This window comes from Ruegeria discodermiae (assembly GCF_030758345.1).
Taxonomy (GTDB): Bacteria; Pseudomonadota; Alphaproteobacteria; order Rhodobacterales; family Rhodobacteraceae; genus Ruegeria_C.
Genome location: NZ_JAVAMO010000007.1, coordinates 18920 through 44699, shown reverse-complemented (window position 1 = coordinate 44699; position 25780 = coordinate 18920). Strand labels below are relative to the sequence as shown.

The 25780-nt window shown below is 54.6% G+C and carries 25 protein-coding genes; 14 read left to right on the top strand and 11 right to left on the bottom strand.

Annotation, left to right across the window (positions count from 1 at the left end; all coding sequences use genetic code 11):
• The first annotated feature begins 88 nt into the window (after nucleotides 1-88).
• Nucleotides 89-985: a LysR substrate-binding domain-containing protein gene (locus Q5Y75_RS16125; RefSeq protein ID WP_306199300.1), complete on the top strand. Its 897-nt coding sequence runs from the start codon at nucleotides 89-91 to the stop codon at nucleotides 983-985.
• Entirely contained in the window at nucleotides 982-1491 is a 510-nt protein-coding gene (locus Q5Y75_RS16120; RefSeq protein ID WP_306199298.1) for a RidA family protein, read from the top strand. Before Q5Y75_RS16125 ends, Q5Y75_RS16120 begins: the two co-directional genes overlap by 4 nt.
• Nucleotides 1492-1542: 51 nt before the next feature.
• On the opposite strand, the gene Q5Y75_RS16115 is transcribed toward Q5Y75_RS16120, so the two are convergent.
• Nucleotides 1543-1998 (bottom strand): Lrp/AsnC family transcriptional regulator, encoded by a 456-nt coding sequence (locus tag Q5Y75_RS16115; protein WP_306199297.1) that lies wholly within the window; start codon nucleotides 1996-1998, stop codon nucleotides 1543-1545.
• 124 nt (nucleotides 1999-2122) lie between these two features.
• On the opposite strand from Q5Y75_RS16115, the gene Q5Y75_RS16110 reads away from it, so the two are divergent.
• The 4 genes from Q5Y75_RS16110 (at nucleotide 2123) to Q5Y75_RS16095 (ending at nucleotide 4687) form a co-directional block, all read left to right on the top strand.
• Nucleotides 2123-2962 carry a PhzF family protein gene (locus tag Q5Y75_RS16110; protein WP_306199295.1) on the top strand — a complete coding sequence of 280 codons (840 nt, stop codon included), beginning with the start codon at nucleotides 2123-2125 and terminating at the stop codon, nucleotides 2960-2962.
• Complete coding sequence (locus Q5Y75_RS16105; protein ID WP_306199293.1) at nucleotides 2959-3336, top strand: nuclear transport factor 2 family protein; 378 nt, start codon at nucleotides 2959-2961, stop codon at nucleotides 3334-3336. Before Q5Y75_RS16110 ends, Q5Y75_RS16105 begins: the two co-directional genes overlap by 4 nt.
• A gap of 129 nt (nucleotides 3337-3465) precedes the next feature.
• Entirely contained in the window at nucleotides 3466-4062 is a 597-nt protein-coding gene (locus tag Q5Y75_RS16100; protein ID WP_306199292.1) for a LysE family translocator, read from the top strand.
• A gap of 7 nt (nucleotides 4063-4069) precedes the next feature.
• On the top strand, nucleotides 4070-4687 hold the full coding sequence (locus tag Q5Y75_RS16095) for an NUDIX domain-containing protein (RefSeq protein WP_306199291.1): 618 nt from the start codon (nucleotides 4070-4072) through the stop codon (nucleotides 4685-4687).
• 158 nt (nucleotides 4688-4845) lie between these two features.
• On the opposite strand, the gene Q5Y75_RS16090 is transcribed toward Q5Y75_RS16095, so the two are convergent.
• The 3 genes from Q5Y75_RS16090 to Q5Y75_RS16080 all read right to left on the bottom strand — a co-directional run bounded on the left by Q5Y75_RS16090 (nucleotide 4846) and on the right by Q5Y75_RS16080 (nucleotide 9862).
• Complete coding sequence (locus tag Q5Y75_RS16090) at nucleotides 4846-5793, bottom strand: hypothetical protein (protein WP_306199289.1); 948 nt, start codon at nucleotides 5791-5793, stop codon at nucleotides 4846-4848.
• A gap of 1301 nt (nucleotides 5794-7094) precedes the next feature.
• The gene (locus Q5Y75_RS16085) at nucleotides 7095-8591 is read right to left on the bottom strand and encodes a calcium-binding protein (protein ID WP_306199287.1); all 1497 of its coding nucleotides are present in this window, start codon (nucleotides 8589-8591) and stop codon (nucleotides 7095-7097) included.
• 395 nt (nucleotides 8592-8986) lie between these two features.
• On the bottom strand, nucleotides 8987-9862 hold the full coding sequence (locus tag Q5Y75_RS16080; RefSeq protein ID WP_306199285.1) for an alpha/beta fold hydrolase: 876 nt from the start codon (nucleotides 9860-9862) through the stop codon (nucleotides 8987-8989).
• A gap of 255 nt (nucleotides 9863-10117) precedes the next feature.
• Here Q5Y75_RS16080 and Q5Y75_RS16075 point away from each other — a divergent pair, with 255 nt between their 5' ends.
• The 4 genes from Q5Y75_RS16075 (at nucleotide 10118) to Q5Y75_RS16060 (ending at nucleotide 14502) form a co-directional block, all read left to right on the top strand.
• Nucleotides 10118-11671, top strand: coding sequence for a winged helix-turn-helix domain-containing tetratricopeptide repeat protein (locus Q5Y75_RS16075; RefSeq protein WP_306199283.1), 1554 nt, complete (start codon nucleotides 10118-10120; stop codon nucleotides 11669-11671).
• Nucleotides 11672-11861: 190 nt separating this feature from the next.
• Nucleotides 11862-12629: a methyltransferase family protein gene (locus Q5Y75_RS16070; protein WP_306199282.1), complete on the top strand. Its 768-nt coding sequence runs from the start codon at nucleotides 11862-11864 to the stop codon at nucleotides 12627-12629.
• A 430-nt stretch (nucleotides 12630-13059) separates the two neighbouring features.
• A complete protein-coding gene (locus Q5Y75_RS16065; RefSeq protein WP_306199280.1) occupies nucleotides 13060-13419 on the top strand; it encodes a GNAT family N-acetyltransferase in 360 nt (119 codons plus the stop codon).
• 240 nt (nucleotides 13420-13659) lie between these two features.
• The gene (locus Q5Y75_RS16060) at nucleotides 13660-14502 is read left to right on the top strand and encodes a class I SAM-dependent methyltransferase (protein WP_306199278.1); all 843 of its coding nucleotides are present in this window, start codon (nucleotides 13660-13662) and stop codon (nucleotides 14500-14502) included.
• 716 nt (nucleotides 14503-15218) lie between these two features.
• Here Q5Y75_RS16060 and Q5Y75_RS16055 read toward each other — a convergent pair.
• From Q5Y75_RS16055 to Q5Y75_RS16040, 4 genes are all read right to left on the bottom strand, one after another.
• A complete protein-coding gene (locus tag Q5Y75_RS16055; RefSeq protein WP_306199276.1) occupies nucleotides 15219-16295 on the bottom strand; it encodes a lyase family protein in 1077 nt (358 codons plus the stop codon).
• A complete protein-coding gene (locus tag Q5Y75_RS16050; protein WP_306199274.1) occupies nucleotides 16288-17802 on the bottom strand; it encodes a tripartite tricarboxylate transporter permease in 1515 nt (504 codons plus the stop codon). The genes Q5Y75_RS16055 and Q5Y75_RS16050 overlap by 8 nt, the downstream gene beginning before the upstream one ends.
• Nucleotides 17803-17807: 5 nt before the next feature.
• Nucleotides 17808-18275, bottom strand: a complete 468-nt coding sequence (locus tag Q5Y75_RS16045; protein ID WP_306199272.1) for a tripartite tricarboxylate transporter TctB family protein — start codon at nucleotides 18273-18275, stop codon at nucleotides 17808-17810.
• A 69-nt stretch (nucleotides 18276-18344) separates the two neighbouring features.
• Nucleotides 18345-19304, bottom strand: coding sequence for a tripartite tricarboxylate transporter substrate binding protein (locus tag Q5Y75_RS16040; protein WP_306199270.1), 960 nt, complete (start codon nucleotides 19302-19304; stop codon nucleotides 18345-18347).
• Nucleotides 19305-19413: 109 nt separating this feature from the next.
• Here Q5Y75_RS16040 and Q5Y75_RS16035 point away from each other — a divergent pair, with 109 nt between their 5' ends.
• Nucleotides 19414-20331, top strand: a complete 918-nt coding sequence (locus tag Q5Y75_RS16035; RefSeq protein WP_306199268.1) for a LysR family transcriptional regulator — start codon at nucleotides 19414-19416, stop codon at nucleotides 20329-20331.
• 157 nt (nucleotides 20332-20488) lie between these two features.
• Here Q5Y75_RS16035 and Q5Y75_RS16030 read toward each other — a convergent pair whose 3' ends face one another.
• The 3 genes from Q5Y75_RS16030 to Q5Y75_RS16020 all read right to left on the bottom strand — a co-directional run bounded on the left by Q5Y75_RS16030 (nucleotide 20489) and on the right by Q5Y75_RS16020 (nucleotide 23345).
• Complete coding sequence (locus Q5Y75_RS16030; protein WP_306199266.1) at nucleotides 20489-20743, bottom strand: hypothetical protein; 255 nt, start codon at nucleotides 20741-20743, stop codon at nucleotides 20489-20491.
• Nucleotides 20744-20966: 223 nt separating this feature from the next.
• Nucleotides 20967-21407, bottom strand: coding sequence for a hypothetical protein (locus Q5Y75_RS16025; protein WP_306199264.1), 441 nt, complete (start codon nucleotides 21405-21407; stop codon nucleotides 20967-20969).
• Between the two features lie 330 nt (nucleotides 21408-21737).
• The gene (locus Q5Y75_RS16020) at nucleotides 21738-23345 is read right to left on the bottom strand and encodes a winged helix-turn-helix domain-containing tetratricopeptide repeat protein (RefSeq protein WP_306199262.1); all 1608 of its coding nucleotides are present in this window, start codon (nucleotides 23343-23345) and stop codon (nucleotides 21738-21740) included.
• 199 nt (nucleotides 23346-23544) lie between these two features.
• Between Q5Y75_RS16020 and Q5Y75_RS16015 the strand changes: the two genes are divergently transcribed.
• The 3 genes from Q5Y75_RS16015 to Q5Y75_RS16005 all read left to right on the top strand — a co-directional run bounded on the left by Q5Y75_RS16015 (nucleotide 23545) and on the right by Q5Y75_RS16005 (nucleotide 25488).
• A complete protein-coding gene (locus Q5Y75_RS16015; RefSeq protein WP_306199261.1) occupies nucleotides 23545-23772 on the top strand; it encodes a hypothetical protein in 228 nt (75 codons plus the stop codon).
• Nucleotides 23773-23862: 90 nt separating this feature from the next.
• Nucleotides 23863-24093: a hypothetical protein gene (locus tag Q5Y75_RS16010; protein ID WP_306199259.1), complete on the top strand. Its 231-nt coding sequence runs from the start codon at nucleotides 23863-23865 to the stop codon at nucleotides 24091-24093.
• 63 nt (nucleotides 24094-24156) lie between these two features.
• Nucleotides 24157-25488: a hypothetical protein gene (locus Q5Y75_RS16005; protein ID WP_306199257.1), complete on the top strand. Its 1332-nt coding sequence runs from the start codon at nucleotides 24157-24159 to the stop codon at nucleotides 25486-25488.
• The last annotated feature ends 292 nt before the right edge of the window (nucleotides 25489-25780 follow it).

Here is a 25780-nt window from a genome sequence, read left to right as displayed (position 1 = left end):
CAGAGCGCCTGCTCCTGTTGACATCATGGAATTCCGGCCCCAGAACAAATTCAAATTCTGCACGAGACAATAAACTGACTTATACCTAATGGCGAGAAACCTACCCCCTCTCCCCGCAATCCGGGTTTTTGAAGCAGCCGCGCGCCACAAGTCCTTTACGGCTGCAGCCAGTGAGCTTGGGATGACGCAAGCCGCGGTCAGTTATCAAGTGAAAGTCCTGGAGGAGCGCGTTGGCGCATCGCTGTTCGAGCGACACGCGCGTGGTGTAGGGCTGACCCCGGTTGGCGAAAAATTCTATCATCGCGTCTCGGCATCCCTCGATATCCTCGCGGATGCTTTCGACAATGCTCAGGGTGCAGGATCGAAGAAGCTGAGTATCAGCGTTATTCCAACATTCGCGACCAATTTTCTCGCACAGCGCCTTGCAGGATTTCAAAGCGCCAATCCTGAAATTGTCCTCCGGCTGGAACTCAGCGAGGCATTGATGGATTTTTCGACGGGTGACTGTGATGTCGCCGTCCGCGGTGGTCGCGGCAAATGGGATGGGTTGCAGAGCGAATTGCTCATGCCAACCCGATTTACACCGATGCTGGCACCATCACTTTTGGAAACGGTTGGTGGACTAAAGAGACCCGAAGATCTTATGAAGCTGCCCATCTTGTCTCGGGGGGACCCTTGGTGGGTAAACTGGTTTTCTCTAGCCGGCTCTGAACAGGAGTTTTCTCCAACCACGCCGCCTCAGACCTTTGGTCCGCAGGTGATCGAGGCTGGTGCGGCAATTGCCGGTCAAGGCGTCGCGATGCTTACACCCGCATTTTTTCAGAATGAGCTAAACAGCGGGGTACTGGTGCAACCCTTCGACTTGCTTGGCGATGACGGTAGCGGCTATTGGCTAGTCTACCCTGAAAGTCGTCGCAACGCATTGAAAATAAAGCGCTTCCGGAACTGGTTAACACGAGAGACTGCTGAGTTTCGGGCGGAGTGAGCAATAAGTGTGCTTTATGCCTCCATCCCATTTCTGATTGGAGCTTCAACACTTTCTCCGGTCAAACTGTCATTCACCTACATTCCTCTGGAGAAAAGCAATTGCGTCGACTTGCCCCGGAAACAGTATCGCGCGTGCCGCCCCGTTACGAAGGTGTCTTTGCCCACGGAAATCTTGTCGAGAATCCAGAGAGAATTCTGTTTCTAGCAGGTCAAATTGGCGTCGCTCCTGATGGGAGCACGTGCCAAGGCTTTGATGCTCAGGCGAGACAGGCGATGAGCAATGTTGAAGCACTGTTGGCCGATGCGGATATGACGCGGGCGAATATTGCGCGCGTAGTCTACTATGTCACTGATCCCGCACATCTCAAACCATTGAGCGATCTTCGCCAGGAACGGTGGAGTTCTGATCAGGCACCAGCGGTTACGACATTGGTTGTTGCCGCACTTGCTGCGCCGGATCTGCTGGTTGAAATTGAAGTGACTGCTTGCCAAACCAGCTGCTAGTTGTTTTCGACCCGCCAACATAGGCGAAATTGGGCAGACATGCAGGGGTGTTTACGTATCCTTTATGAGCGGCGGCAATCTGCTGTCAAAAATCGAAGACTTCACAATCGAGGTATGGGTCTCAGCGCGATCATGAAGCGGTAGGACGATTTCATCCAACTCACTCACATCCCGAAGGGCAATCCGCGCAACATAGCAATCGTCGCCAGTGACGCGATCACAAGACATAAAGCGCGGTTCTTCTTCGATCATTCGTTCGACAATGTGGAGTTGGCCGCTTCTGGGTTTGATCCGGATAAGCGCCTGAATTGTATACCCCAAACTGCGCAGGTCGATACGTGCGCCAAAGCCCGAGATATGGCCGCGCTCTTGCAAGCCACGCAATCGCTCACCGACTGCAGGGCCGGACAAGCCTACCGCTTTGCCAATCTCTGAGAGACTTGCTCGGCCATTGGCATCGAGTATCTCGATGATTCTTTTGTCGATTTGATCAAGTTCTTTCGCCATGAAGGGATAATGCAAAAACAGCCTCCATATTAAAAGAAAGAAAGAGAAAACGCTGATGAAATCTCTGGGACAGGCGTGTTGGCTTGGCGTTATTGTCGGGGTCAATTAAAATGGAGACCTATCAATGGACGTTCAGCGGATATCCGCATTCAGTCAAGGATCAGAAGGCGGCAACCCGGCTGGTGTCGTGCTTCTTCAGTCCCCTGCTTCCCGAGAGGATATGGCGCGTATCGCTGCTGAGGTCGGCTATTCGGAAACTGTCTTCGCTGTCGCTCAGGACGACATCGGAAAAACCTGGCGCGCGCGCTATTTCTCTCCTGAATCCGAAGTGCCATTTTGTGGGCACGCAACCATTGCCTTGGGTGCGGTACTGGGAAAGCAGCACGGTCCGGGCACTTATTCGCTTGTCCTGAACGACGCCAATATCTCAGTCGAAGCGGCGGAGTCACCGGAGGGACTGGTGGCGACCTTATTCTCTCCACCGACCCGAAGCCGTGCGCTTGCGAATGATGAAGCCAGAGATGTTTTGGCGTTATTCGGCCTGACCTCAGATGATCTCGATCCGCGGTTGGCACCAGCCCATATTCATGGAGGCGCCAATCACGTTGTCCTACCGCTAAAGAGTCGCAACACGCTTGCCGGAATGGATTACGACCTCGACAAGGGTCGAAATGTCATGCGTGTACATGATCTGGTCACGGTCATGTTGGTGTTCATCGAAAGCGATCAGACATTTGTGGTTCGCAATGCGTTTGCTTCAGGCGGCGTGCTCGAAGACCCCGCGACAGGTGCGGCCGCTGCTGCATTTGCCGGTTACCTGCGGGATTGCACTTGGCCGCATGGCGGCAGGTTCACCATTCGCCAGGGTGAAGACATGGGGAGCCCGTCGCTTATCACGGTGTCTCTGGATGACACCAAAGGAGCGTCGGTGCGCGTGACCGGGAGCGCACGTGAAATCACATGAATAAACTTCCGAACGTCATTGAGACCTATATCAACGCCTACAACCAAAAGGATGTTGATGGGATGCTGGCCTGCCTTTGCAACAGTGTCGAGTTTCAGAACATCACAGAGGGCGTAGTGTCAGCGTCGACAACCGGCAAGCAGGAATTTCGTGAGCTTGCGCAGCTGGCTGTGCAGCTTTTTGAAAGCCGCCGACAAACGGTGACGCATATCATTTCGGTTGCCGATACGACGCTGGTCGAGATTGATTTCACAGCCAGGGTCGCGATGGATACGTCTAATGGCTGGAAGGCCGGCCAAGAACTGCGTCTTTCCGGCGCGGCTGCCTTTCGTGTCGCGAACGGAAAGATTGTCAGCATCATTGATGAAAGCTGAGCAATCAAAAATCCGCGGGATAAAAGGAAATAGGAATGAGCTATAGATTGGCCTTACGAAACGGGCGCAAAGCGTTGGACCATCTGTTTGAAATCGAAGGAACGGCAATAAAGTGATTTTGGGCCACCTATGTTCGATCAGTTCTTTGCACTTGTCCTATTTGCGTTGATTGCCACCGGGTCGCCCGGCGGTGCAACAACCTTGGCAACAGCATCAGGTGCCCGGTTCGGACTTCTGAGAAGTATCCCGCTTATCACCGGAATTGCTCTCACACTCTCGGGATTGGTCGCGGTTTCTTGTAGCGGCCTCGCCACGACGCTTCAGGCTGCACCCGCTTTGAATCTGATTGTGAAGGCGCTCGGAACCGTTTACCTGCTTTGGTTGGCTGTAAAACTTGGATTTTCCGGAGCGCCTAACACGATCAATGCAAACGGCGAACGTCCTCTGAGCTTCATCAATGGGGCGATGCTTTTGCTCGTCAATCCAAAGGCTTGGGCGATGGCCCTTGGCGTGGCTTCCTCATTTTCCCAGTTGGTGTCAGATCCAATCCTTTTGGGCGGCTTGCTGGCCGCTGTGTTTGCCTTATCGGCACTTCTGTCCCTCACGTTCTGGGCGTTGACAGGACGATTGGTGTCCCGCGTTCTTTCTGCAGATTGGCACTGGCATATCTTCAACGGGGGAATGGCCGGATTGCTGGCGGTTTCCATCTTGCAACTCTGGGTATGATTTTGAAATGAAGAACAAACAGACACTACCAGCCCGGGACACCTTCCGGCCAATTTCTTCCACCATCTTATCCAATGACTGGGGCGTTCTAACCAAGCATGAATATGAGATCGAGCGCATCAATGGTGAATGGCAACGTCAAACACGTGAGACCTATGATCGTGGCAACGGGGCAGCGTGTTTGCTGCACAATCCGGATACAGACACCGTTCTTTTGACCCGCCAATTTCGGCTTCCGGTATTCCTGAATGGCGGTCAGCTCTCGCTCATTGAAGCGCCCGCGGGCTTGCTTGATGGCATGGCCGCCGAAGAGCGTATGAGAGAAGAGCTTGTAGAAGAAACGGGCTTTCTGATCGACAAACTGACCCACCTGTTTGACGTCTACATGAGTCCAGGTTCTGTCACTGAATATCTTGCTTTCTTCACCGGAACCTACCGCAGTAGCGATCAGCAAACATCAGGCGGCGGATCCTATGAGGAAGGTGAGGATATCGAAACAATTCAGGTTTCACTTTCGGATGCAATGAACATGATCGAAAGCGGTGAAATCTGCGACGCAAAGACCATAATTTTGTTGCAGCACTGGTTCATCAAGACCCTAAGAGCGGCCACACAAAATCGCTGATATCAACCACCGACACGCATCGGTCTGGAAAGACATTGTTGCGGAACTCACGTGTAAGGCGTGACCACAAGGTCCATGCTCATCAGCTTGGCACTCGACCGCACGAAGCCTTGGGGCCAATCCGCCCAATTTCTGATCCGTGCGACACGACAATGCCCTTAGAACCTCATTTCCAGTTCTAAGTCTATGCCCCAGTTCTGGTCGCTATCTGTAACGATTCCGGCAACGCTGGCGCGTGCTTTGAAGTCGCTCTCTATTGTATAGGTAGCGCCCATATGGACCCTTCCCCACATGCCGCCGAAATCCTCCGTCAGGGTTGATCCAAAGCGCCTGGCAACTGTTTCCGACCAACTGACCGAAATCCCACTCGTAAAGTCCAGGTCTCCACTCTGAACCCGCAAGTGCTTGGAATAGTCTAGACCGGCTACGACGCCCGTAACCGTCATGCTTTGCTCTGCAATTCTGCCGGTTTCGTTGTCGACAAAGGGCTGCTGGGAATTCTCGAGATGGCTATAGAGCAGATGTGGCGTCAATGTGAAGTCATCAAAGATCAATTGGCCTGATACCTCTAAGGTTGCCAATGTCTGCTCTGACACAATGTCCTCGACCGCACTCCCAAACCCGATGAAGTCGGTTTCGGTTCGGCCTCGCAAGTATCGAACTTCGAAATAAAGCGGTTGATCTTGGAGCTTCGCGACAAAGTATGGCCCGATCAGATATCCTTTGCCTGTGCTCCCAGCCCCGAAACTCTCCTGGATCATCTGGTCGAATTGAAGCATGACACCAGCTATTGCGTTTGGTGTCAGGCTGAAATGAGCGCCGGCGGCGCCAAAGAAATAAGATCTCAAATGGTGTTCGTTTTCAAACCAGCTACCTTGCAGGCGTGCCCACACTGATTGACGATCAGCTGCGAAATCAAATTTGCCTGCCTTTTTTGTAATATCCGCAAATAGGTAGCCGGTCGATTTGGCTGACAGCAGACCACTCAAGTCTGGCTGAGCTGAGAGGCTTTGAGCAATGTGTAACCTTCGATAGGTGATAATTTTGGGTTTTGCGTCGTCACCACTGATCGGTTGTCCATAAGCGGGAAAACTCATCGTGATCATTAGCGTCGCAATTTTCCAAAGTCGCGACTTTCCGACCATCCATCTACCGTCAAATAGACGATTACTTGAACAGAGCGTCATATCATCAAACTTGTTAAGTCAGGCCGTAAATAGAGGTTTTGTCTCGCAACTGACCTGCCTCGGCAGCCAGACTGCTGCGACTGCCGAGTAAACACTTACGTTTAAGATTATTGAGATTGTGCAGCGGCCACACTCCGCCGAAACAACAGTCCTATTGCACTGGTTCGCTGGACCCAGCGCCACCCGATGAATTGTCCGGCCAGTCGCAAGCTCCTGGAGTTGACACCTGCTGATCGTGGTTGTGGCAACCGACCTCGCCGTTGGCCAGATTAGTAACTTGGACTTTGTCAGGTATTTTGTGGGTGTGACCACCAGATGTACCAAAGTCGGAAGACCGGCTTGTGGACGGCAAGGAGTTCTTCGCATTTTGAGCGGAAACCGGGATTGTCGCAAATAGCGTCACCAGAACAGTTGCCGCCACAATGCTACGATTTACAGTTGATATTTTCTTCAATGGTTTATCCTTTCGTGGGAATTGCTTCAAAATGATTTGCCGTTGGGCAATTGGGTATTGTCGTGTTGGCATCTCCGCTTCATGTTGACCTTCTGCAAATTTGCCAGAGTTGCTGGCCTTTGCCTTCCCGTATAGCCGCCTAAGCGTCATGCAGTTTTGCAGTGCAGACCAACCCCTCGGCCAACAAATACCCGGAAAAGCGGCGTGGTTGCGTAGCTCGCACGTGAAGCGTGAAGGCCCCTTTCCCCGCTGATGTTATGCCACACGAGTGAGTTCGGCGGTGTCGTGAGCATTGAAGCGGTTCATGAGTGCAATGCGGATATTGGGCAAGTATCTCCGGCCCAATCCTGCCGTCGGCCCACAATCATCAAAACTAAGCTCGCAGGCTGCTTTTCGGACATTCGGCGATGCGATTTGCGAGGTACTACCGAACGATGTCTTCTGTAGTGGCACCGTTGGCGGTGGAGAAGTGACCCCTGCCCCAGAGGGGTCTTGGCACGCCAACTGTTGGTCGGTTGCTCGAGCCTAGAATTGGACCTAGGTGGCATGTGGGGCCTTTGGAACGCTTTCGATGCCCAGCTGGCAGATCACTGCCATCTTGTCTCCGACATGGGCGACGAAACCGGTATCCAGAACGCTGTGCTCGCTGAGTCACAGATAGATTTTCCAAGGTCGCGCGGGCCATCTTATCCGCCCGGTCGAAAACCCGCTGATATTGTTGGTCATATTTGGGGCTAGCCTGCGGCCAGCCCCACTCACGAAAGGATCAAACGATGAAGTCCCAATCGTGAAAGTCGACGGCTTGATCGACCTTGATCACCATCTCGGCATCGGTGAAGTCAGTGTCGAGGTTCACGCGGATCCAGGTTGTCGCGCCCCCGTGCAGTTGCTGGATCTGGCCCACCTCGGAAAAGGCAGCCTTGTCAATCCATTCTAGCGCCTGATTGCCTGCGATCTGATCGTTGGCATCAATGGCTGACAGGTCAATCTTATCGTATTCGCGGCCCTTGCCCCAAGACCACTGATGGTCCCAATCGACGATGGTGTCGAAAGTATCGGCAGTGGACTCAGAGGCCTCTTTGAACACAAAGTGATCGCTGCCGTTGCCGCCATACATGCTGTCAGCACTCGCGCCTCCGAACAGTCGGTCATCCCCGGCACCCGCAATCAGCATGTCGTTACCATCGCCGCCCTTCAGAACATCATCCCCGCCCCAGCTTTTGAGGATGTTGTCGGCCTCATTTCCGAACATGAAGTCCGTGTTGTCAGTCCCCTCGACGTTTTCGACATCGCGATACGTATCCCCCCAGGCATGTCCGCGGCCTCCGATACCGTCGGCCAGATTGACGGAAACGCCGGTCATATTGGCAGTTGCAACGCCATTGCCGTCATCCCTGTAGGACACCCAATCAGACCCACGACCGCCATCGAAGTGGTCTCCGCCAGCGCCGCCGACCATCCAATCGTCACCGTCGCCAGCATAAAGTTCATCCAGACCATCGCCACCATAAAGGCTGTCTGCGCCGTCACCGCCCGAAAGCAGGTCGTCCCCGCCATAACCGCGGAGCTGGTCGTTGCCACCGAAAGAGTCGAAGTAGTTGTCTCCGTCATCTCCAAATAGCTGGTCTGAATATTGCGACCCCATAACATTCTCGATGTTGTAAAGCGTGTCGCCTGCCGCATGACCGCCATGGCCAAGACCAGAGTAGAGGTCCACATTCACGCCTGCGGTCGAGGCAAAATAGCTGACCTGATCCTTGTCCCCCTCACCGCCATCCAGCGTGTCCGCGCCCAGACTGCCAAAGAACACATCGTTCCCGTCTGCTCCGTAGAGATAGTTGTTCGCAGCATTGCCGTAGATCCTGTCGCCCAAAGACGAGCCAACCACGTTCTCGATACTGAAATATGTGTCCCCCTCGGCATCGCCGCGACCACCTGCACCGGTTGCAAGGTTGATGACAAGGCCGTTGCCATATGCGTCGCCCACCGCCCCGGTATAGTCGACCCAGTCGCTGCCGATGCCACCATGCATCTCATCAGCGCCTGCTCCGCCATAGAGCCTGTCATTCCCTCTGCCGCCAACCAGCGTGTCGTCACCCAACCCGCCCGAAAGCGTATCGTTCCCGGTACCGCCCGAAAGGTAATCGTCGCCACCAAAACCATAGAGGGTGTCATTGTAAGACGTTCCAAAAAGAACATCTTCCGAGTTGGTTCCATAAAAAGTCTCGCCCCAGTTCCACCAAGGATAATTTCGAATGGGCATTGTCTTGTCTCCTGTCTCGCCCACACCGGGGCAGTTGATCTGGCCGGACCATTCCGGCGCTGATTGCAGATCTAGACGCGCGAGCAGGCAGCTGCTTGAGGGCTGTCGGAGGGTATGTTGATGATATCTTGATCGCTGTGTGAGCGTTTCGGACGCGGCCCCGATAAGTGGGTGAATGCGGCGATTGATGCACCCGATGATTTACTGGTCTAAGCAAGCAGAGTCGGGATGATTTTGCTGCCCTGCCAATGCGATGGGTCCAATAGCAAAACCCGTGCGCGGTTTTCCAACCGGCACGGGTTTCGGGGATAGAGGGTGTCAAAGCCGTTTGATCGTCGCTGGCGACCCGCCTCAGGGTATTGGCCGTCGCGCTGAAAAGAGCTGGAGCGGCTCAATCATGCGGTTGTTCTGTGTTCGGCACGTTCGATATGGTGCCCTATCAACTGGGCAGTCTGTTCGCGACACAGGATCGGCCCAAAATGGTTCGCCCCTGAATGAACCACAACGCGGGCCTGCTTTGTTTCGCCGGCTAGCACTTCGACAATCCGGCGTGTGTGCATATGGGTTTCGGCCCCGTAAATCAGGGTAAAGGGGATGTCCTCGGGCACAGGTATCCGGCGCTCTTCATAAAGCAGCGCGCCGCAGTCCAAAGGCGCTTTGGGGGCCCATTTTGCCAATGCTTCGCGACGCTGGGGCGAAAGCGCCTCCCACGCGCCAAGGCCGCCCCAGAACTCAGTTACCAACTGCGCGCCAAATTCTGGCAACCCTCTGTCAACGGCGTCCTGTACAGAAATTCCGAGGATCTCGAGATCCTGAAACAAGCTGCGGTCGGCGGCCTTGCCCGGGCGCAGAACATGAAAAGCCGTCGGTTCATAGAGGCACAGGGACGCAACATGTTCCGGGTGTCTCTGTGCGATATGCAATGCAACGCCACCCCCAAAAGAGTGGCCAATCAGATGTGCCGGACGCCCGAGGCGGTGCAGGTGTTTGACCAACGGTTCGGCTTCGATTTCCAGCCGGTAGTCTTCCATTGTCCAACCCCGCGCGACCATCTCGGTTTCGGCAAGTTGTGGGAACAAGATGTTACGCCTCTGCCCAAGGGCGTCTTGCAGATAGCGCCACTGCTTTGCGCCCGATCCGGAACTATGAAGGGCCAAGACCGGGTGGCTCCGCGAAGGTTCGGCATCGCAGAGTGGAGAGGGGCGCTGGTGCGTCTGCGCTACAGGCGCTTCATGTTCGCCCAGAGGGCTTTGTGGGGTGGGTGATGGCATGGCAATGTCCTTTGCAACGATCTGAGTCCTGGCGGAACTGTCACACCGGCCGCGCGGCCGGTCGGTTCGCGCATGCTTCGATCCTCGCGTCAAAAGCGCATCCTCTGCTTGATGGTGGTGTGAGGAGTTGCTGAGGATTGCGCGCGTTCAGGCGGCGGCAGAAATTACCAGGGGCCACAGAAATGCAATCGATGCAGTCCCTTGACCTGATTTTTGCCACTTTCCGCAGCATCACCGGAGCGTTAACCTTGCCTTATGGAATACAGGTTCGACAAGTTTACGCTCAGCAAGGCACGGGTTGAGCTGCGGTCTAACGATGCGTTGGTAGCGTTAGAGCCCAAGACCTTCGATCTGCTGCTTTTTCTTGTCGAAAACCACCACCGCGCCGTCAGCAAGGACCAGGTGCTTGAAGCCGTCTGGCCGGGTGTATTTGTTTCGGATGCGTCGATCTCTCAATCCCTCAAACAGCTCCGCCGCGCGCTTGGAGATGACGGAAAAAACCAGAATTTCATCAAGACGCTCCGCGGCAAAGGCTACCGATTTGTGGCAGATGTGACCGAGGTAGCCTCAAAGCCCGCAACGCCGCGAGACCCCCCGCTTTCGACGCTGCAAGGGCAGCAAACACACCAATTGCCCGGTGTCGCCGTCTTGCCTTTTGACCTGGTCGGGGAAACAAATGGCGATCTGATCATGTCAGTGGCCATTGCGCATGACGTCATCCAGGCACTTTCCCGTCTTCATTGGCTGCGTGTGATCGCCAGAGCCACTGCATTCCAATTCAAAGACCGCCCCTTGAATGAGGTCACAGAACAACTGGGCGTCAAATACTGCCTGACAGGAACCATTGAACGTTTGGCGGATCGGCTGATGATTACGGTCGAACTTGTCGATCTGTTGCGAAACAGCATTGTGTGGGTCGATCAGTTCGAGGGGTCCGTGGATGATGTTCACGACCTGCGCGCAAAGATTGTTCGCGGCACCATGGCCTCGATCGAAATGCGCATATCCCGGCACGAGGCGCGTTTTCTGCAATCAGCCGCAACCGAAAGCCTTGATGCCTGGTCGTCGTTTCATGTCGGTTTGGTCCATATGTACCGCTTCACGCAATCGAGCAATGCGCGCGCAATTTCCCTGTTTGATCGCGCAATTTCTCTGGACCCAGCCTTTGCAAAAGCGCACGCGGCGCTGTCCTTCGCTCATTTCCAAAGCGCCTTCAATGTATATGAGGGGACCGACACGGCACAGTCGACAAAGATCGCCATTGCGGCAGCCGAACGCAGTCTGGAACTGGATGAGTTTGACCATTTCGCGAACTTTGTCCGCGGCAGGGCCTGCTGGCTGACCGGGGATTTGGAACCAGGGCTCGATTGGGTGTCGCGATCCATCGAGATAAATCCGAACTTCGCCCAAGGGTACTATTCCAAAGGGCTTCTGGGTGTGTTGTCGGATACCGACATCGATTTCGAGGGCGCCTCGGAACAAGCCACATTGCTCAGCCCGATGGACCCATTGATCTACGGGTTCCACGGTATCCGCGCCCTGGGCTACCTGAACCAGGGTGCATATTCCGATGCCGCGCTATGGGCCAACAAATCGGCAAACGCGCCAAACGCATTGGTTATTATGGATCTGGTCGCCGTGATTGCCAACGATCTGGCCGGCCATGGCGATGCAGCGCAAAGATGGGCCTCTCGGGCGCTCGAACGCTATCCCGGCATAGACGGCGGGTATCTGTTCAGCGCTCTGCCCTTCCGCAACCCGGACTTTCAAACGGTGGCTCTGCAAGTGCTGGGCAAATACGGGATATAGCCGCTGCCCAAAGGTTCTGCTGACGAGCCATGAAATAGGGTTGTTTTTTTACAGGCTCGGACTGTTTTGCGAGCCTCTTAGCTTTTGACTTCACGAAATCATCACGCAGTCATCAATTTCGGATCAAGCAGCAAGATCGGGATCTTTCTAAGGCTGATGCACACAGATCACCCCTTTGAGAGGACCCAAAATGCAACGGCTTGCAATCTTCCTTTACGGCGTTTTTGCCTACGTGCTTTTTCTGGCAGTCTTTGGCTATATGGCGGCCTTTCTCCTGCAACTTTTGGTGCCAAAAGCCATCAACGATCCCGGCCTTGCCGCCCCCGGTGGCCTCTTCGGAGCCAGCGTTGTCAACGTAGCTCTGATCGCCTTCTTCGGCCTTTTGCACAGTCTGCTGGCAAGAGACTGGATGAAAGAAAAACTCTACGCCATTCTGCCCCGGGCTGCCGAGCGCAGCACATATGTAGTTCAGTCGAGCCTCTGTCTTGCGCTCGCGATGTGGCTGTGGCAACCCATGGACATGACGCTCTGGTCCCTCGCGGGGCCCTCGCAGATCGTGCCTTTCGCAACATTTGCACTGGGCGCGGCGATTGTACTCTGGTCCACCTTCCTGATCGATCATTTTGAGCTCTTTGGCCTGCGTCAGAGCTGGACACATCTGCGCGGCACCCCGATGCCGACGCCCGAGTTCAAAACACCCGCGCTCTACCGGATCGTCCGCCACCCCATGCAGCTTGGGATCATTATTCTGCTTTTCTCAACGCCTCAACTGACGGTTGGTCACCTGCTCTTTGCAGGGTCGATGACCGCCTACATCTTCGTCGGCCTCTATTTCGAAGAACGCGCTTTGCTGCGCATGTTTGGTGCCCGCTACGCGGCCTATCAAAGAAACGTTCCCTTCTTGTTTCCAAGGCTTGTGCGCAGGAACGCCCGGCAACCCCGCAAAGCAGAATTCTAAGCCCGGGCCTTTCCCGCGGACCAAAAGCTCGGCCCGCACTTCCATTTCGCTCCTGATAGGATTTGAAACGATGGCACAGCACCAGATAATCACCTGCCAAACCGAGATGCTTGATCGCCCAATCTGGCATTCGCTCAGCACAAACCTCTCCCACTTCGCAGAGTGCACGGGTACAGCGCGCGCATTGCCGCGCGAGATGAGCCCCTTTGCGGCCAGCCAAGGATTTGCCCGACATCAGATCCAGGACTTCCTTTCGCTTATTGCGCATAGGAAAGAGCCGGTCACAACGATCGAAGCCAAAACACCGATTTGTCCGCGACAATGCTGGGGGGAGGATCCCGTCACCGGTGTCCAGATGATTGCCAAGCGACCGATGCCGCCCCGAAATACATTCGAAATCTGTGAGCTGGGCCAAACAAATGCAGCGCAGATGCTTGATCTGGCCAAACTCTGCAAACCGGGGCCGTTTCGGTCGCAAACAAACCGCTTGGGTGATTTCATCGGCACATTCCGGGACGGCGCGCTTGTCGCGATGGCGGGCCAGCGTCTGAAGCTACCAGGCTATACCGAGATCAGCGCTCTATGTGTCGATCCTGCGTTTCGCGGACGCGGCATGGGCACTGAGCTGGTGCGCCGCATGTGTGACCGTATCCGCGACGCAGGCAATACTCCATTTCTACATGCTTACGCGTCGAATACATCGGCCATCGCACTCTACGAGCACTTGGGTTTCGTAACGCGCACCCGGGTTGAAGCAACAAATTGGGTTCGAAACGCCGCAGTCCAATGAGTCGCGGTTGTGTTGAAGGAAGGGCTCACATCGGGAGACTGACATTATTGTCGTGCCCAAAGGAGGACGGCCCTTAGCCGACTTTGAGCGCCTCCTCGAAATTCTGCGGTCGCAGCCCGCTTTGCGGCCATTCGCTGCAAGAGCAGTGTTTTGACAAGGCCGAACTCACAGTTTGCGGACGAAGCCGACTTTCCTTTGACCGAAACGAATGTCTGCTTTTAGTGTGCAAAGTGAGTATTCGTGTCGGTGCCAATGACATTTTCTTCGAAAGACATCGAACCATTCACTGCGTTTGAATGGAATGGTTGGGAAAAAGCAGCAGAAGCTTACCATGATCATTGGGGAGCACTGTCGACGCAATCTGCCCTCCCAATGCTCCGATTGGCGAAGGTCAAGCATGGCTCGAAGGTCCTTGATGTAGCAACCGGTGCAGGCTACGTCACGGCAGCGGCTAAGAGCATTGGGGCAGTTCCCATCGGTTTGGATTTCTCAAGCGCCCAAGTTGAGCTGGCCCGAAAAACATATCCCGGCACCGAATTCGTCCAGGGCGACGCACAAGAATTGCCATTTGATGATCAAGCATTCGATGCAGTGGTTATGGGATTTGGAATGAACCATCTTCCGGAACCAGAGAAAGCTGCTCAAGAAGCGTGGCGTGTCTTGAGGCCAGGTGGAGCTTTTGCATTCTCCGTGTGGGCTGCACCGGCAGAAGGTGAAGGCTTCGGGATTGTCTTGGCCGCCATCGAAAAGCACGGGGTCTCAGACATCAAACTCCCTGCGGCTCCGCCATACTTTCGCTTTGCTGATCCAGCGGAAGTCAAAGCCATTCTGGAACCGACAGGCTTCACAAGAGTTTCAACAGTTGGAGCGGCTCAAACTTGGCGTCATTCTAGTCCAGACCAGGTATTTGACGCCTTTAACAAGGGTGCAGTTCGCGCAACTGCAATGTTGAATTCGCAACCTGAAAGCGCGCGCGAGCGGATCAAAGAAGTGGTGCGCGCTGAAGTTTGTGAACTCGCGCAGGGCGACGAATATCAGATACCCGTTCCAGCTTCTCTTTCAGTAGGCTTCAAGGAAAGCTGACATTCGCTGCGGTGCGCGGCGGTTGTAAATATGGGCTCACAGCGGTCATCTGACGCTTCCGGTCAGGTTCACCAGCGCGCTCGACGTATTCAACAGCGGCAGTGCGGACTTTTCTGACATTTGGTGTAGGGTATGCATGATTGGTTGGAGGACCGGAGCATGAAATGTTGAAAGACTTGTTCCTTAACTTCGAAGGAGTGCTTGAGAGAAACCCAGTACGGGCATTTGTCTTCCTGTTGGTGTCGCATTTCGCGTTCTTTTTGTTGTTGATATTCGCAACCAATGCATTCCCAAATCGCGATGTTCTTGTTGCAAATATTGTGATCTGGATTTGGCTATTTTGGATGATCTATCTTGGTGTGCCGACCATTAGGTATTTGAACCGAAAATACGGGAGCATGAAGTAGTTCTGGGCTCACAGCGGTCATCTGACGTTTCCGGTCAGGTTCACCAGCGCGCTCGACGTATTCAACGGCGGCAGTGCGGACTTTCCCGACATTCGATTTTGAGCCTTCGCTGAAGCAGCATCCGTTCGCATGCGCGGCAGGTCGATCTCTGCAACGCAGCGCATGTCGCCAATCCGGTCACTCGCGTTGGTCGATTTCTCTCGAACCAAGAGCGCACTTTCGCCGCCGCTTGATCCGACATTTTAGACGCGGACAATTTTGACGTTCGCCATAACAACGCGAATGACGGTTATCGTTTCCTCACTCTTCTCAGATTAAATTCTGTTCCATCCTGTCTTTGTCGATTCTCAAATCGGACAGCATCCGTTTTGCCCAGGACAGAGTTCCTGAAGACAGCAAGAACACTTCTGGAATGACAAGCCACTCGCCAACCCAAACGCCGCCAGAGCGCTCATGTTGGTGCAAGGTAAGTTCCCCGATTTGCTCCGATCTTTGGCGCCCAAGCCTTGCAACAGCTTCGGCAAATTCACTGGCCCGCTGGTTGCGCTTATGATGCATCGAGGACGACGCACCCTTGCCGTTTTCATGGCATTCGCAAATCTCCCCGATGTCGCTGGATGAGAGCAGGTTGATGTTGTGCGCGATCTTGCAGATCGACGCACAGAGCCCACCGAGTGCGGAGGCAATATCAGCAACGCCATCACGTGCGTTCTGCCAATGTGGTTCGGCTGCGTTCAACCCAAGCGCCTCTGCCATGCCAACCTTTACCTCAGCCCCTTTTCCGTCTTCGTAGTTGGACAGATCACCCAAGGGTCCGCCGACCTGAACCAACGCCCCGCGTCTTTCCGCCTCGGTGATCACCTCACGACGGCGCAACAGCTCTGCGCGCCAGACTTCAAACTTGGTCCGGAGCAGCATTGGGATCGCATGTTGCCCGTTGGTACGCCCGATCATTCGCGTATTGGGGTGCGCCTCGATCAGACCCGTCAGGGAGGACACGAGCTGATCGAGGTCGCTCAACACGGTCGCCAGACCGAGCCTCATTTGCATCGCAAGCGCAGTATCCATGATGTCTTGTGTCGTACTTTTGAAATGGACGAACTTGGCGAGATCCTCGCCCACGTGTTCGCGCAGCTGCCCGACCAGTCCCACTATGGGTCGCCCGACAAGCCCCATGTCCTGGCGCAAGCGCTCCTGATCGAGCTTTCCAATGCAAAACCCGTCCAGCGCAACGACCGCTTCGTCCGGTACGAGACCCACATTTCTTTGCACTCGCGCCAGGGTTTGTTCGACTTTGATCCATGCGGAGATTGTGGAAGATTCCGACCAGATACGGCGCATATCTGTGCTGGAAAAGCTGCCTTGCATGAGCTGCCATTCAAGCATCACCTAACCCTCCCTGCGCCAGTTTGCGTTCTTTCATGATGCCGCGAATGCGGAAGGCAATCGCCCCGGCACCAAGGATCAGGAAGGCGAGCGCGATCGGGCGCTCGACAAAGATAAGCGCACCGGCATCTGACATCAGCAACGATTGCCGGAAGGTTTCTTCTGCGCCCTTGGCCAATACAAAGGAGATCACGAAGGCCGCGATGTTGAAGTCATATTTGCGCATCAGCCAGCCGATAAAACCAGCACAGGTCATCACCGTCACATCGAACATGGAGCCGCGCGCCGAATAGGCCGCAACAAAGGCTGTCATGAAGATCAGCGGATAGAGCACATTGGTCGGGATTTTCAGGATCAGTTGCGCGACTTGCGTGGCTCCGAAATAACCGATCAGACCATAGGCAATGATACCCAGCATTCCGCAGGCAAAGAGCTTGTAGACAAGTTCCTTGTCGGTCAGGAACAGCGTCGGCCCGACTTGGATGCCGTGGATCAGAAACACGCCCAACAGGATCGCCCCAATCGTCGAGCCTGGAATACCCAATGTCAGCAGTGGAGCCATGGAAGGACCGGATACAGCGTTGTTCGCCGCTTCGGGTGCTGCAACGCCCTCCAATGCGCCCTTGCCCCATTGTTCAGGGTTTTTAGCGCGGCGCTTGCCTTCTCCATAGGAGATAAACGCCGCAATAGCTGACCCCAGACCCGGCAGAACACCGATGCCGGCACCGATGAACCCGCCCCGCACGGCATGGGGCAGACAGGGTTTGTATTCTTCCCATGTCAGATCATTGCCGTCAGCGGAGCTTTCGTTTTCCTTGGTCTCGCCAGTTGCTTTTCGCCGTTCTTCAACCTGCGCAAATACTTCGCCCAAGACAAAGACACCAATCATCAGCGGTACGAGGCCGATCCCGTTGGAGAGATCAAACGAGCCGAACGTGTAGCGCTCTTCGCTGGAAATCGGATCGAGCCCTACCATTGCCACCAGAATACCCAGGAGCGCGGAGGCCAGACCTTTGACGATGGACTTTCCGATCACCGAGCCAATCACGACAAAGGCCGCAAAGTAGATGGCAAAGGTTTCTGGCGGTCCGAGTTTCAGCGCAATTGCGGCGATGAACCCCACCCCAACAACCAACAGAACGTCGCCCATGAGATCGCCGATCACGGATGAGATTGTGGCAACTTTCATTGCCTTGCCCGCTTTACCAGCGCGGGCCAGTGGATAGCCGTCAATCTGCGTTGCGGCGCTCGCGGCAGTGCCAGGCGTATTGAACAGGATCGCCGCAATAGAGCCGCCATAGCGCCCGGATTTTCCGATCACATAAAGAAAGGCGAGTGCAAAGAGCGGTGACATATAGAATGTGATGGGCAGCAGCATCGCGATTGCAGCTGATGCCGTCAGACCCGGCGTTGCGCCCACGATCATGCCAACGGCAGCGGCAAGAACGATGGCAAAAAGTAGTATCGGGTCGGTGATGACCGAAAGAAGGGCGGGAAAAATTTCCATGAGACTTACCCCTGTAGCCAGCTAAGCAGGTCAAACACTTCGCCATAGGGCGGGAAGACACCAAGCAGCACAAAAAAGATGAGGTGGAAGACCAGCGGGCAGATGACCACGGAGACCGCAAGGCCAATCCAGCTCCGCATACCGAACATGTAAAGCACGATGGGAGCCACTATGGCCGTGGGCAGCAAGTAGCCAAACCAGCGGAATGACTGTTGGTAGATCAGCGCAATGATGAACAGCGCGATAATCTGCGGAGTGGCATTGTTGTCTCCGCTTGCTGTAGCGACATCTCCGGTCTGACGGGATGCACCAACCAACAAGAGGCACGACAAGCCCAGAAGAGCGACGGAGGCAGCAAAGGGCACGATCCCGGCCCAGGTGTCGCCGGGTGATGCAGCGGGCACCTGCCACGCGCCCCAGATGGCCGCAAGTGAAACGATGGCCAGCACAAGACCTTCGGCATAAGCGCGCATGTCATCCTCCCTGAATAATGCGTGGACAGAAAGAAGCCGGGAGATCATCGATCCCCCGGCCATGAGGACTTAGTTGGTCAAGCTTTCAATCAAAGGAGTGGCGTCCTCTTTCATAGAAATCAGCGTTGCCTTGGCATCCGCGCCGTTCTGATAGACCGGGCCAGTGCCGCGCGACGCCAGCAGCTCGGCGAACTCGGGCTTGGCCGCAATCTGTTCAAGCGCAGCTTCCATTGCTGCGACAACCTCGGCAGGCGTGCCCTTCGGAGCAAACACGATCACCGGCGAGGAGACTGCGGCAAACGGAATGCCCAACTCTCCAAAAGCAGGTACATCTTTCATGATGCCATCGCGTTCTTGACTGTTGACGGCCAGGGCGCGCAGTTGATCTTCGAACCCGGCCAGCTGTTGTACGCCCAAGAAGCCGAAATCGGCTTGTTCACCGATCAGAGCGGCGCGGGTTGGCCCGCCACCTTTGAACGGCACATCCTGCGCTTCGATACCGTTATTGGCCAGAAAGCCCAGACCACCAACATGGTGGAAACCACCGCGGCCTGAATGCGCCCAACGAAGCGAGCCGGGGTCAGCCTTCGCTGCGTCGATCACGTCTTGAACAGACTGGAACGGGCTGTTCTTCGGGACCATCAGTGAGGTTTGCAATTGGCCGACCTGTGCAACGAACTCAAAGCTGTCCAGTGCATCAATGTCCGTGTCGCGGGTCATGGTGGACAGCAGGAATGAGCCACCAGAGGTCATCATCATCGTGTAGCCATCAGGCCGTGCGCCAACGACAGAATTGGCCCCATTCAAGCCACCCGAGCCGGGCTTGTTCACGACAACAACCGGCACATCCAAAATGCCTTCGGCTGCCGCTGAGATAGCGCGGGCATATGCATCAGTGCCGCCGCCTGCCTTGTAGGGCACAACCAGGTTGATCGGGCGTTTGGGCCAGTCAGCCGCAAAGCTGGCTGTGGCTGATGCCGCAAGGGCGATGCTTGCCAGTGCGGCAGAAATAAGTGTTCTGCGTTTCATAGAGTCCTCCCTAGTTTCTCTCCTGATCTCACCTAGCAGATGGTTGAGATTGCGAAAAATGCAAAGATGTTTAGTTTACTTGCAAATCATGTAAGTGACGGTGACGAACATGAACATCAAAGCGCTTCGTGCATTCAGAGCTACGCTGTCTGAGGGATCACTCGCAGCAGCAGCAAACATACTGCACCTTTCGCAACCGGCGGTAAGCCGCTTGATTTCCGGCCTTGAAGGTGAATTGCGGCTTGACCTCTTTGATCGCAGCGGTCGGAACCTCACCCCAACACCCGAGGGTCTTGCATTTTATCGCGAAGCGGGCCGTATTCTCGATAATCTGGATGAGATCCCCGGCATCGCCGCCGAGATTCGTGCAGGCCGCACCCAGAACCTTCGGATCGTCGCCATGCCACGGATCGCGCGCGCCTTGGCGTCCCCCGCTGTCGGTCAATTTGTTAGGGCAAACCCTGATACCAATATCAGCCTCGATGTGCGCGCCCGCAGAGAAGCTGGCAAGTGGTTGGCTGGTCGAGAATATGATGTGGGTATTGGCGCTCTGCCCGTCGAACATCCCGACATCCGAACCGAACTGTTGTTGCGCGTAAGAGCGCAAGCCGTCGTACCAATTGATCATCCACTTGCCAATCTGAAGGAAATTTCCATTGACGATCTGGCTGATGTTCCCGTTGTCCGACTCATGCACGGATTGCTATTGCGCGATCAACTGGATGATATGTTTCGATCCGCAGGGATATTGCCAAAGCAAACTTGCGAGGTCGCTTCTTCATCGCTGGCATGTGCTCTCGTAGCAGATGGCGGTGGTGTCACAATCGCAGATGAACTTGTTGCGGCGGATGTGGATAAGACCCGCGTTCAGACGGTCCCAATCACACCTGAACGTTGGATGTCGTTTGGTCTCCTGTTTCCGCGGCATTCAGAACCAAACGAGGCGCGTGACCAGTTCGTTGAAGTACTAAAATCGCATGTCGCAACACTCGCGGCATCGAGCCAGTCGATAGAGGTAGTAAGTTAGCAATATACTCAGTCCCGCAGAACCTTCTGTTGGAAGGTCAACATTGAGAGAGGCGATATCCAGAAAACTGACGTTGCAGAGCCTACACGGGCAGAGGCAATGCCCGATGCAGATGGACTGATCGAATTGCAATTGGCAAGTGGTCACCGGCTACGGATCAGTGGCGGATACGATCCGGATGCGGTCGCGCCCTTGGTGCGGCATCTGACATGATCCCCGTTCCGGTGAACACATGCTCATAGGCATGAAGGGCAACCCCATGGTCGCGCTCCAAGGCCACAAGGGTTTCGTTCTCGATCAAAGTGATTTCGAGGATATCTAGAAACTCCGAGTACATGCCCTTGCCCGTCGCATAGCCTTCTCCTTCAAGACCAAAGCCTTCGATCAGATTGATGCTGTCGTGGGCTGCCATTGCTGCGCCGCCTACAACTGCGGTACGGATGCTAAGCGGCGTTCCGATAGTCTCCTCCCATTCCGGTCTCCGGCAACTTGTCCAGCCTGGATCGAAGAGCCGTTGTTGGCTGGATCACAGCCAAGACGCCCGGCGCAATGATGAGCACGATCCCTGCTTTCTCTGAACAAAACCTAACAATGGTCATCATTCGATAGCGTTTGTTACAGGTTCGCATTTTTGGTCAACGGAATACTTGGAAGATAAAACCCAGTCGGGTTGCCTTTTCCCACCAAACAATTGGCCCCGATTGTCGCTGGCTTTCTACGTGAGGTCTGTTGGGTTGAGAGCTGGTCTCGGTCGAAAAGCGGTGTAGAATGTGGTTCTCTGCGGTGATGAGTGATACCGAAGCACTCGGCATAGCGTCATTTTGATTGTCTGCAGTCCAAAATCTATGCTGTGCTTCGCCGTTGCCGTAAACATCAACGCGAAATCTGAAATTCCAAGCCCAAGTGTCTTCGTAAGAGTAGAAGTATTCAAAGCGTCCCTCTTGCCAATGATCAAAGATATACGGTCCCGACCGCGACGGACTCGCTGCATTGATCGGCAAATCGATCACTTCACCAAGGGGCGCGCTCAGGACAACACGTGTAAAATTTTCTTCCTTAAGAATTTGAAATGGCAATAAATATTCTCTTTTCTCTCGTGCTCAACGCCAAGTAAATTGGTCTTTTGCATCAACGACTGAACATGTGCTCCGACATGAGACCAAACCTTCCATCAGCTTCCAGAAGAAACCATCGATTGCTTTCTGGCCTCATGCGGCCCCAGTTTCCAGTTTCAATTTCGTTGCAGCTTTCTTTGGCGTGAGATTGCTCACGCACGAGTAGGGCCACTGGCCTCAGATTTCTTGGGGAGCAGTCCTTCAAATCCATTGGAATGGCTGATGACGTGGATCATCGTCGCAACCGTCCTTTTTTCACGCACGGCCTCTTTGGAAAGACATGAAACGAGACTATTTGCGGCTCATCTCCAGTGCTACAAATACCTCTTGCCAAACAGCATCAAATTTTACGTGTACTTCGTCGCAGATTTTCAGAACGTCTCTCATGGCTGCGGCTTGGGTTAGAAAATCCGGGAACTGCTCCTGCATCAATAGCGCTTGTGCGAGCGCTGTTTCGGTGTCTCCCGCCGCATAGTTAATGGCAATGCTGTAAGCGTGGTACCACGGCAAATCCGGCAGGTCAGTTTGTCGAATATCAAGCAATGCTGCGCTGTATCGGTTTTCAACGAAATGGCAGCCTGCGCGGACGAGCCGTGCAGTGCCATTTTCCATCGGATTTAGATCGATCGCTTGATCGAGCTGGATCATGGCGCGTCTGAAATACCCTGCCAGATAGTTAAGGCAACCAAACGCTGCCAAGGCATCGGCGCGCCCTGAGTTTAGTGTGAGCGACCTTTGGGACGATGCGAGGAATTCGTCAAACTCGCCTCGATGGTATTGCACCATGGCCAAAGACTGATGGGCAAAGGCATTTGAAAGATCGTTTGCGACTGCCCTCTTGGCATGGTGGTAGGCATCATCCAGGACCGGATGACCCGGTCTACTGTTGGTTCCAAACCGAAACTCATCCAGTAGGAGCACTGCCAGCGCCGCTGCGCCATCGCTTGATTTCGGATCATTTGTCAACGCGTCCGTGAGACCGGCCCGTACCGACGCATGTAGTACACTGTCACGGGTCCGCATATACTCGTAGTACTGCGCGATCCAGCGATATGTGCCCCACTTTGCCGTGCTGCACAGGCGGCGTGCGTCCTCTTGTTCAGTCAAGCGAAGCAGGTGCCGCCTATTTGCAATGCGCCCCGCAATCAGAAGCGAAATCTTGTCCTGGAAGTCGAAGAGATTCTGTAGTGTGCAGGTATCTTCGAGCCGCTCTGAGAGGAGAGTGTCGTCTGAGGTGGCGTCTATCAACTTAAACGTAACACGCACTTTTTCTGCGGACTTTCGAATACTGCCTTCAATGATGAAATCTACCTTGAGCCGATGATGAATTTCCTGGGCGCTGAGACCTGCACCCGCCAGTGCAGTTGTGGTCACACGCGAAAAGACAAACAGATCCCGAAACCGCGACAGGTTCGTGATCACGTCCTCGGTCAGTCCAGATGCGAACAAGGCATCTTCGGAATTGGGCGTGAGACATTCAAAGGGCAATACGGCGATCGAAGGTCTGTCCTTGACCTGTGCTGAAGTGGCGGTCGTGACGACGTCTTGCGGCACAGGGTCTACAGCGCCAGAGCTGCTTCGAGTGTCACCCAATTCCTGCACCTCTGCGACGAATCTAAGCCCTTTTCCGTGTATCGTTTGGATGAACTGGCTCGCGTTCTCGCTTTCGTTCAGAGCGTTACGGGCGGATCGTATTCTGCTGCTGATGGCGCTGTCCGAGATCGCTCGACCATCCCAGACCGCTTCCACGATTTCAGATTTGGACACCATCCTATGCTGATTTTCGACCAGAAACTGGATCAACGTAAAGACTTGCGGTTCAATTGGCACAAGACCGCCACTTTTGCGAAGTTCGAATTTCTCGGTATCGAGCTCGTAAGTGCTGAAGCTATAGATCATGGGGCAGCCTCGGGCAGAAATCGCGTAGTTCTAACGAATATCTACAGATTTCCTAAAAGCTTTCAATGACGGGCACGGCTACCATTATCGACGGCGAGATTGTGGCGGGACGATAACCATCAACACTGTCGTTCTCTCATCGCTCGAAACAGTAAGTTCAAAAAGCGACAGTTTTTCGTATTTAATGGAGCTATGAAAAGTGAAACTTGTACCAGTGTCTTTTGCCGTCGCCTTGGCATCCCTGCAGGCCGCGTTCGCTGATCCCGCTGTTGCGCCAAACAGCTTGTTCTCGAACGGCATCCTTGTCAACGATCTTGTGTTTGAAGGCCGTATGGCGTCGGGACTATTCTTCGATGAATTGCCGCCAGGTGAGCCGGCCGCGGACCTTCAAGAACTGGCCGCCAATCCCCTAGGCAAGATCAGTTAGGCGACTACCGAAACGCCATTGCACCTGCTTGGCAACAAGCAAGAGCATTGAGCCGGGCAAGATGTTAGGCCGAAGCCTGTTCGCGATTTCGTGACCGCAGCATCAGCAACGGCATTGAATTACATTGCCGGGATCGACTTCCGCCCCGCCAGTGACCGGGTAACCGTTTTAGCCAGGGCGCTCACCACGCCTGATCGATGCAAGGACTATCGGGTCTACCTTAGCCTGGATCTGGGCGATCGCGACACGCTGGGTTTCGGGGCGGCTTCGGTCGGTGCCGGCAACACGACAAGTTTTGTGGCCTTTCAGCGCAGAATTTAGCCAACCGAAACGCGCATGAGCGACGACAATTATCAATGAGTACGCTGTTAGCGAGGATAATCCATGTGGATCAAGTACAAGGCAAAAGAAGGCGATACGTTGCAATCCATTGTGAAACAGTTTCGGATCAAGGATCCTGACACAATTCTGAAGCACCCCAAGAACCGCAAGTGCCTGCCCCTGCTCAAAAAGAAAGGTGCCACTCTAACAAAGGGATCCGAAATTTGGCTGCCAGATCCAAGGGCCAAGGCTTTTCTGATCAAGGGGCCGCGCGGGCAGACTGTCTTAACCGAAAAAGAGTACCAGACACTACTTTCGAATGTGCACAAAACGATGGACCGCGCCTATTCCGCGCTTCGAATAAGATACACCTACGCAATCGGCCGTCACGACACCCAATGCAAGATCAATGACAACCAATGGTTCGTCTCATTTGTGGTCAACAGGTTTTCTTCGGTTGATGAACCAATGAAGAGCAGAATGCGCGCCGGCCGGGCCTTGATACAGCTTGCTCAGACAACCAAAGGCCGGAAATACAAGAAATTCGCAAGCGAGCTAGAAACCGCAGAGGAAGTCATCACCGCCTACACCAACGATGTGCATAAGTGGGTCGGCGATCTTATCGGGTCTGCAGAACGCACGGTGGCTCGCCTGAAAATGGTCAAGGAGGTCGGGAAGTTCTGCGGGACGGTCGTTGCCGTCACCCTCGCAGCCCCCGCCAGCCTGTCGGCAGGCGTACTGGTCGGCGCGCTCTCCAATACAGGTGTCAGCCTGACCTTTGACGGCGCAGATGCCCTAGGGCGCATGGATGCCGGTCTAAAGCAGCGGTCGCCCGGCGACATTGCCAAGAGAGTTGCCGCTAACGCCATTGCAGGTGCCGCAGGGGGCGCCATCGCAGGTGGGATCGCCAAATATGCGGCCAAGCCACTGGTGAATGCTTTGGCATCGCGACCCGTCATGACCACTCAGCTTTCCAGATTGTCTCAAAGCCGACTTGTGTCGCGCGTGCTGGATCAGGAGGCAAAGGCCGTCGCCAAGGAACTGGTGAAGGTGAATGCCGAGGCTTTTTCTAAAGGTATCCAGAACTTCCCTGAAAGAGTTGTGACCAAAGCCATCACGAAGTTCTTTGTCAGGTTCGGGACTAGCGGGTTCAGCAAGTTGTTGAACTCCAATGGCGACGTCAATCGTGAGATCGCCACCTGGATGACCCAAAATCCCGCGAAAGTTGGCCAGAAAAGCGGTGAGGCCGTGGGCGCCGCGGCCGCCACTGACCTCGCAAATGGGCGCATCGCCGACATTCTGTATGCGCAGGTTCTGGCATCAAAGGAAGCAGAGTTCCGGAAGATTCTTCGTGCTGAAATGGAGGCCTATGTGAAGGCACAATCAAAGCGATAAGGTCGTCAATCATCGAACGCGTCCATTCCCGACATCACCGGAAAAGCCGTCGCGATCAACCTTTTGAACACAACGAGAATAAGGCGAGATCTGCTTCACCCCAACGCTCAGGAGGATGATCACCTTCACCCAGTTCTTACATCACAGATATCAGGATCCTGTGCTGCGGTTAGCTGGTCGCCATACGAAATAGTTCAGTGAACCGCGCCTGACTTCAGGTCAATAAAATCGGACATCGGTCTATCACAATTACATCAAAGCCTCGATAGCGGCTTTAGAAATCAGGAATTCG

Excerpts from the sequence above, each read along its gene's own strand:
- Q5Y75_RS16040 (WP_306199270.1), bottom strand. The coding sequence starts at position 19,304 with ATGAAACGCAGAACACTTATTTCTGCCGCACTGGCAAGCATCGCCCTT.
- Q5Y75_RS16100 (WP_306199292.1), top strand. The coding sequence starts at position 3,466 with ATGTTCGATCAGTTCTTTGCACTTGTCCTATTTGCGTTGATTGCCACC.
- Q5Y75_RS16030 (WP_306199266.1), bottom strand. The coding sequence starts at position 20,743 with ATGGCAGCCCACGACAGCATCAATCTGATCGAAGGCTTTGGTCTTGAA.
- Q5Y75_RS16110 (WP_306199295.1), top strand. The coding sequence starts at position 2,123 with ATGGACGTTCAGCGGATATCCGCATTCAGTCAAGGATCAGAAGGCGGC.
- Q5Y75_RS16085 (WP_306199287.1), bottom strand. The coding sequence starts at position 8,591 with ATGCCCATTCGAAATTATCCTTGGTGGAACTGGGGCGAGACTTTTTAT.
- Q5Y75_RS16065 (WP_306199280.1), top strand. The coding sequence starts at position 13,060 with ATGCTTGATCTGGCCAAACTCTGCAAACCGGGGCCGTTTCGGTCGCAA.
- Q5Y75_RS16075 (WP_306199283.1), top strand. The coding sequence starts at position 10,118 with ATGGAATACAGGTTCGACAAGTTTACGCTCAGCAAGGCACGGGTTGAG.
- Q5Y75_RS16045 (WP_306199272.1), bottom strand. The coding sequence starts at position 18,275 with ATGCGCGCTTATGCCGAAGGTCTTGTGCTGGCCATCGTTTCACTTGCG.
- Q5Y75_RS16005 (WP_306199257.1), top strand. The coding sequence starts at position 24,157 with ATGTGGATCAAGTACAAGGCAAAAGAAGGCGATACGTTGCAATCCATT.
- Q5Y75_RS16020 (WP_306199262.1), bottom strand. The coding sequence starts at position 23,345 with ATGATCTATAGCTTCAGCACTTACGAGCTCGATACCGAGAAATTCGAA.
- Q5Y75_RS16050 (WP_306199274.1), bottom strand. The coding sequence starts at position 17,802 with ATGGAAATTTTTCCCGCCCTTCTTTCGGTCATCACCGACCCGATACTA.
- Q5Y75_RS16035 (WP_306199268.1), top strand. The coding sequence starts at position 19,414 with ATGAACATCAAAGCGCTTCGTGCATTCAGAGCTACGCTGTCTGAGGGA.
- Q5Y75_RS16080 (WP_306199285.1), bottom strand. The coding sequence starts at position 9,862 with ATGCCATCACCCACCCCACAAAGCCCTCTGGGCGAACATGAAGCGCCT.
- Q5Y75_RS16115 (WP_306199297.1), bottom strand. The coding sequence starts at position 1,998 with ATGGCGAAAGAACTTGATCAAATCGACAAAAGAATCATCGAGATACTC.
- Q5Y75_RS16055 (WP_306199276.1), bottom strand. The coding sequence starts at position 16,295 with ATGCTTGAATGGCAGCTCATGCAAGGCAGCTTTTCCAGCACAGATATG.
- Q5Y75_RS16105 (WP_306199293.1), top strand. The coding sequence starts at position 2,959 with ATGAATAAACTTCCGAACGTCATTGAGACCTATATCAACGCCTACAAC.
- Q5Y75_RS16090 (WP_306199289.1), bottom strand. The coding sequence starts at position 5,793 with ATGATCACGATGAGTTTTCCCGCTTATGGACAACCGATCAGTGGTGAC.
- Q5Y75_RS16125 (WP_306199300.1), top strand. The coding sequence starts at position 89 with ATGGCGAGAAACCTACCCCCTCTCCCCGCAATCCGGGTTTTTGAAGCA.
- Q5Y75_RS16070 (WP_306199282.1), top strand. The coding sequence starts at position 11,862 with ATGCAACGGCTTGCAATCTTCCTTTACGGCGTTTTTGCCTACGTGCTT.
- Q5Y75_RS16095 (WP_306199291.1), top strand. The coding sequence starts at position 4,070 with ATGAAGAACAAACAGACACTACCAGCCCGGGACACCTTCCGGCCAATT.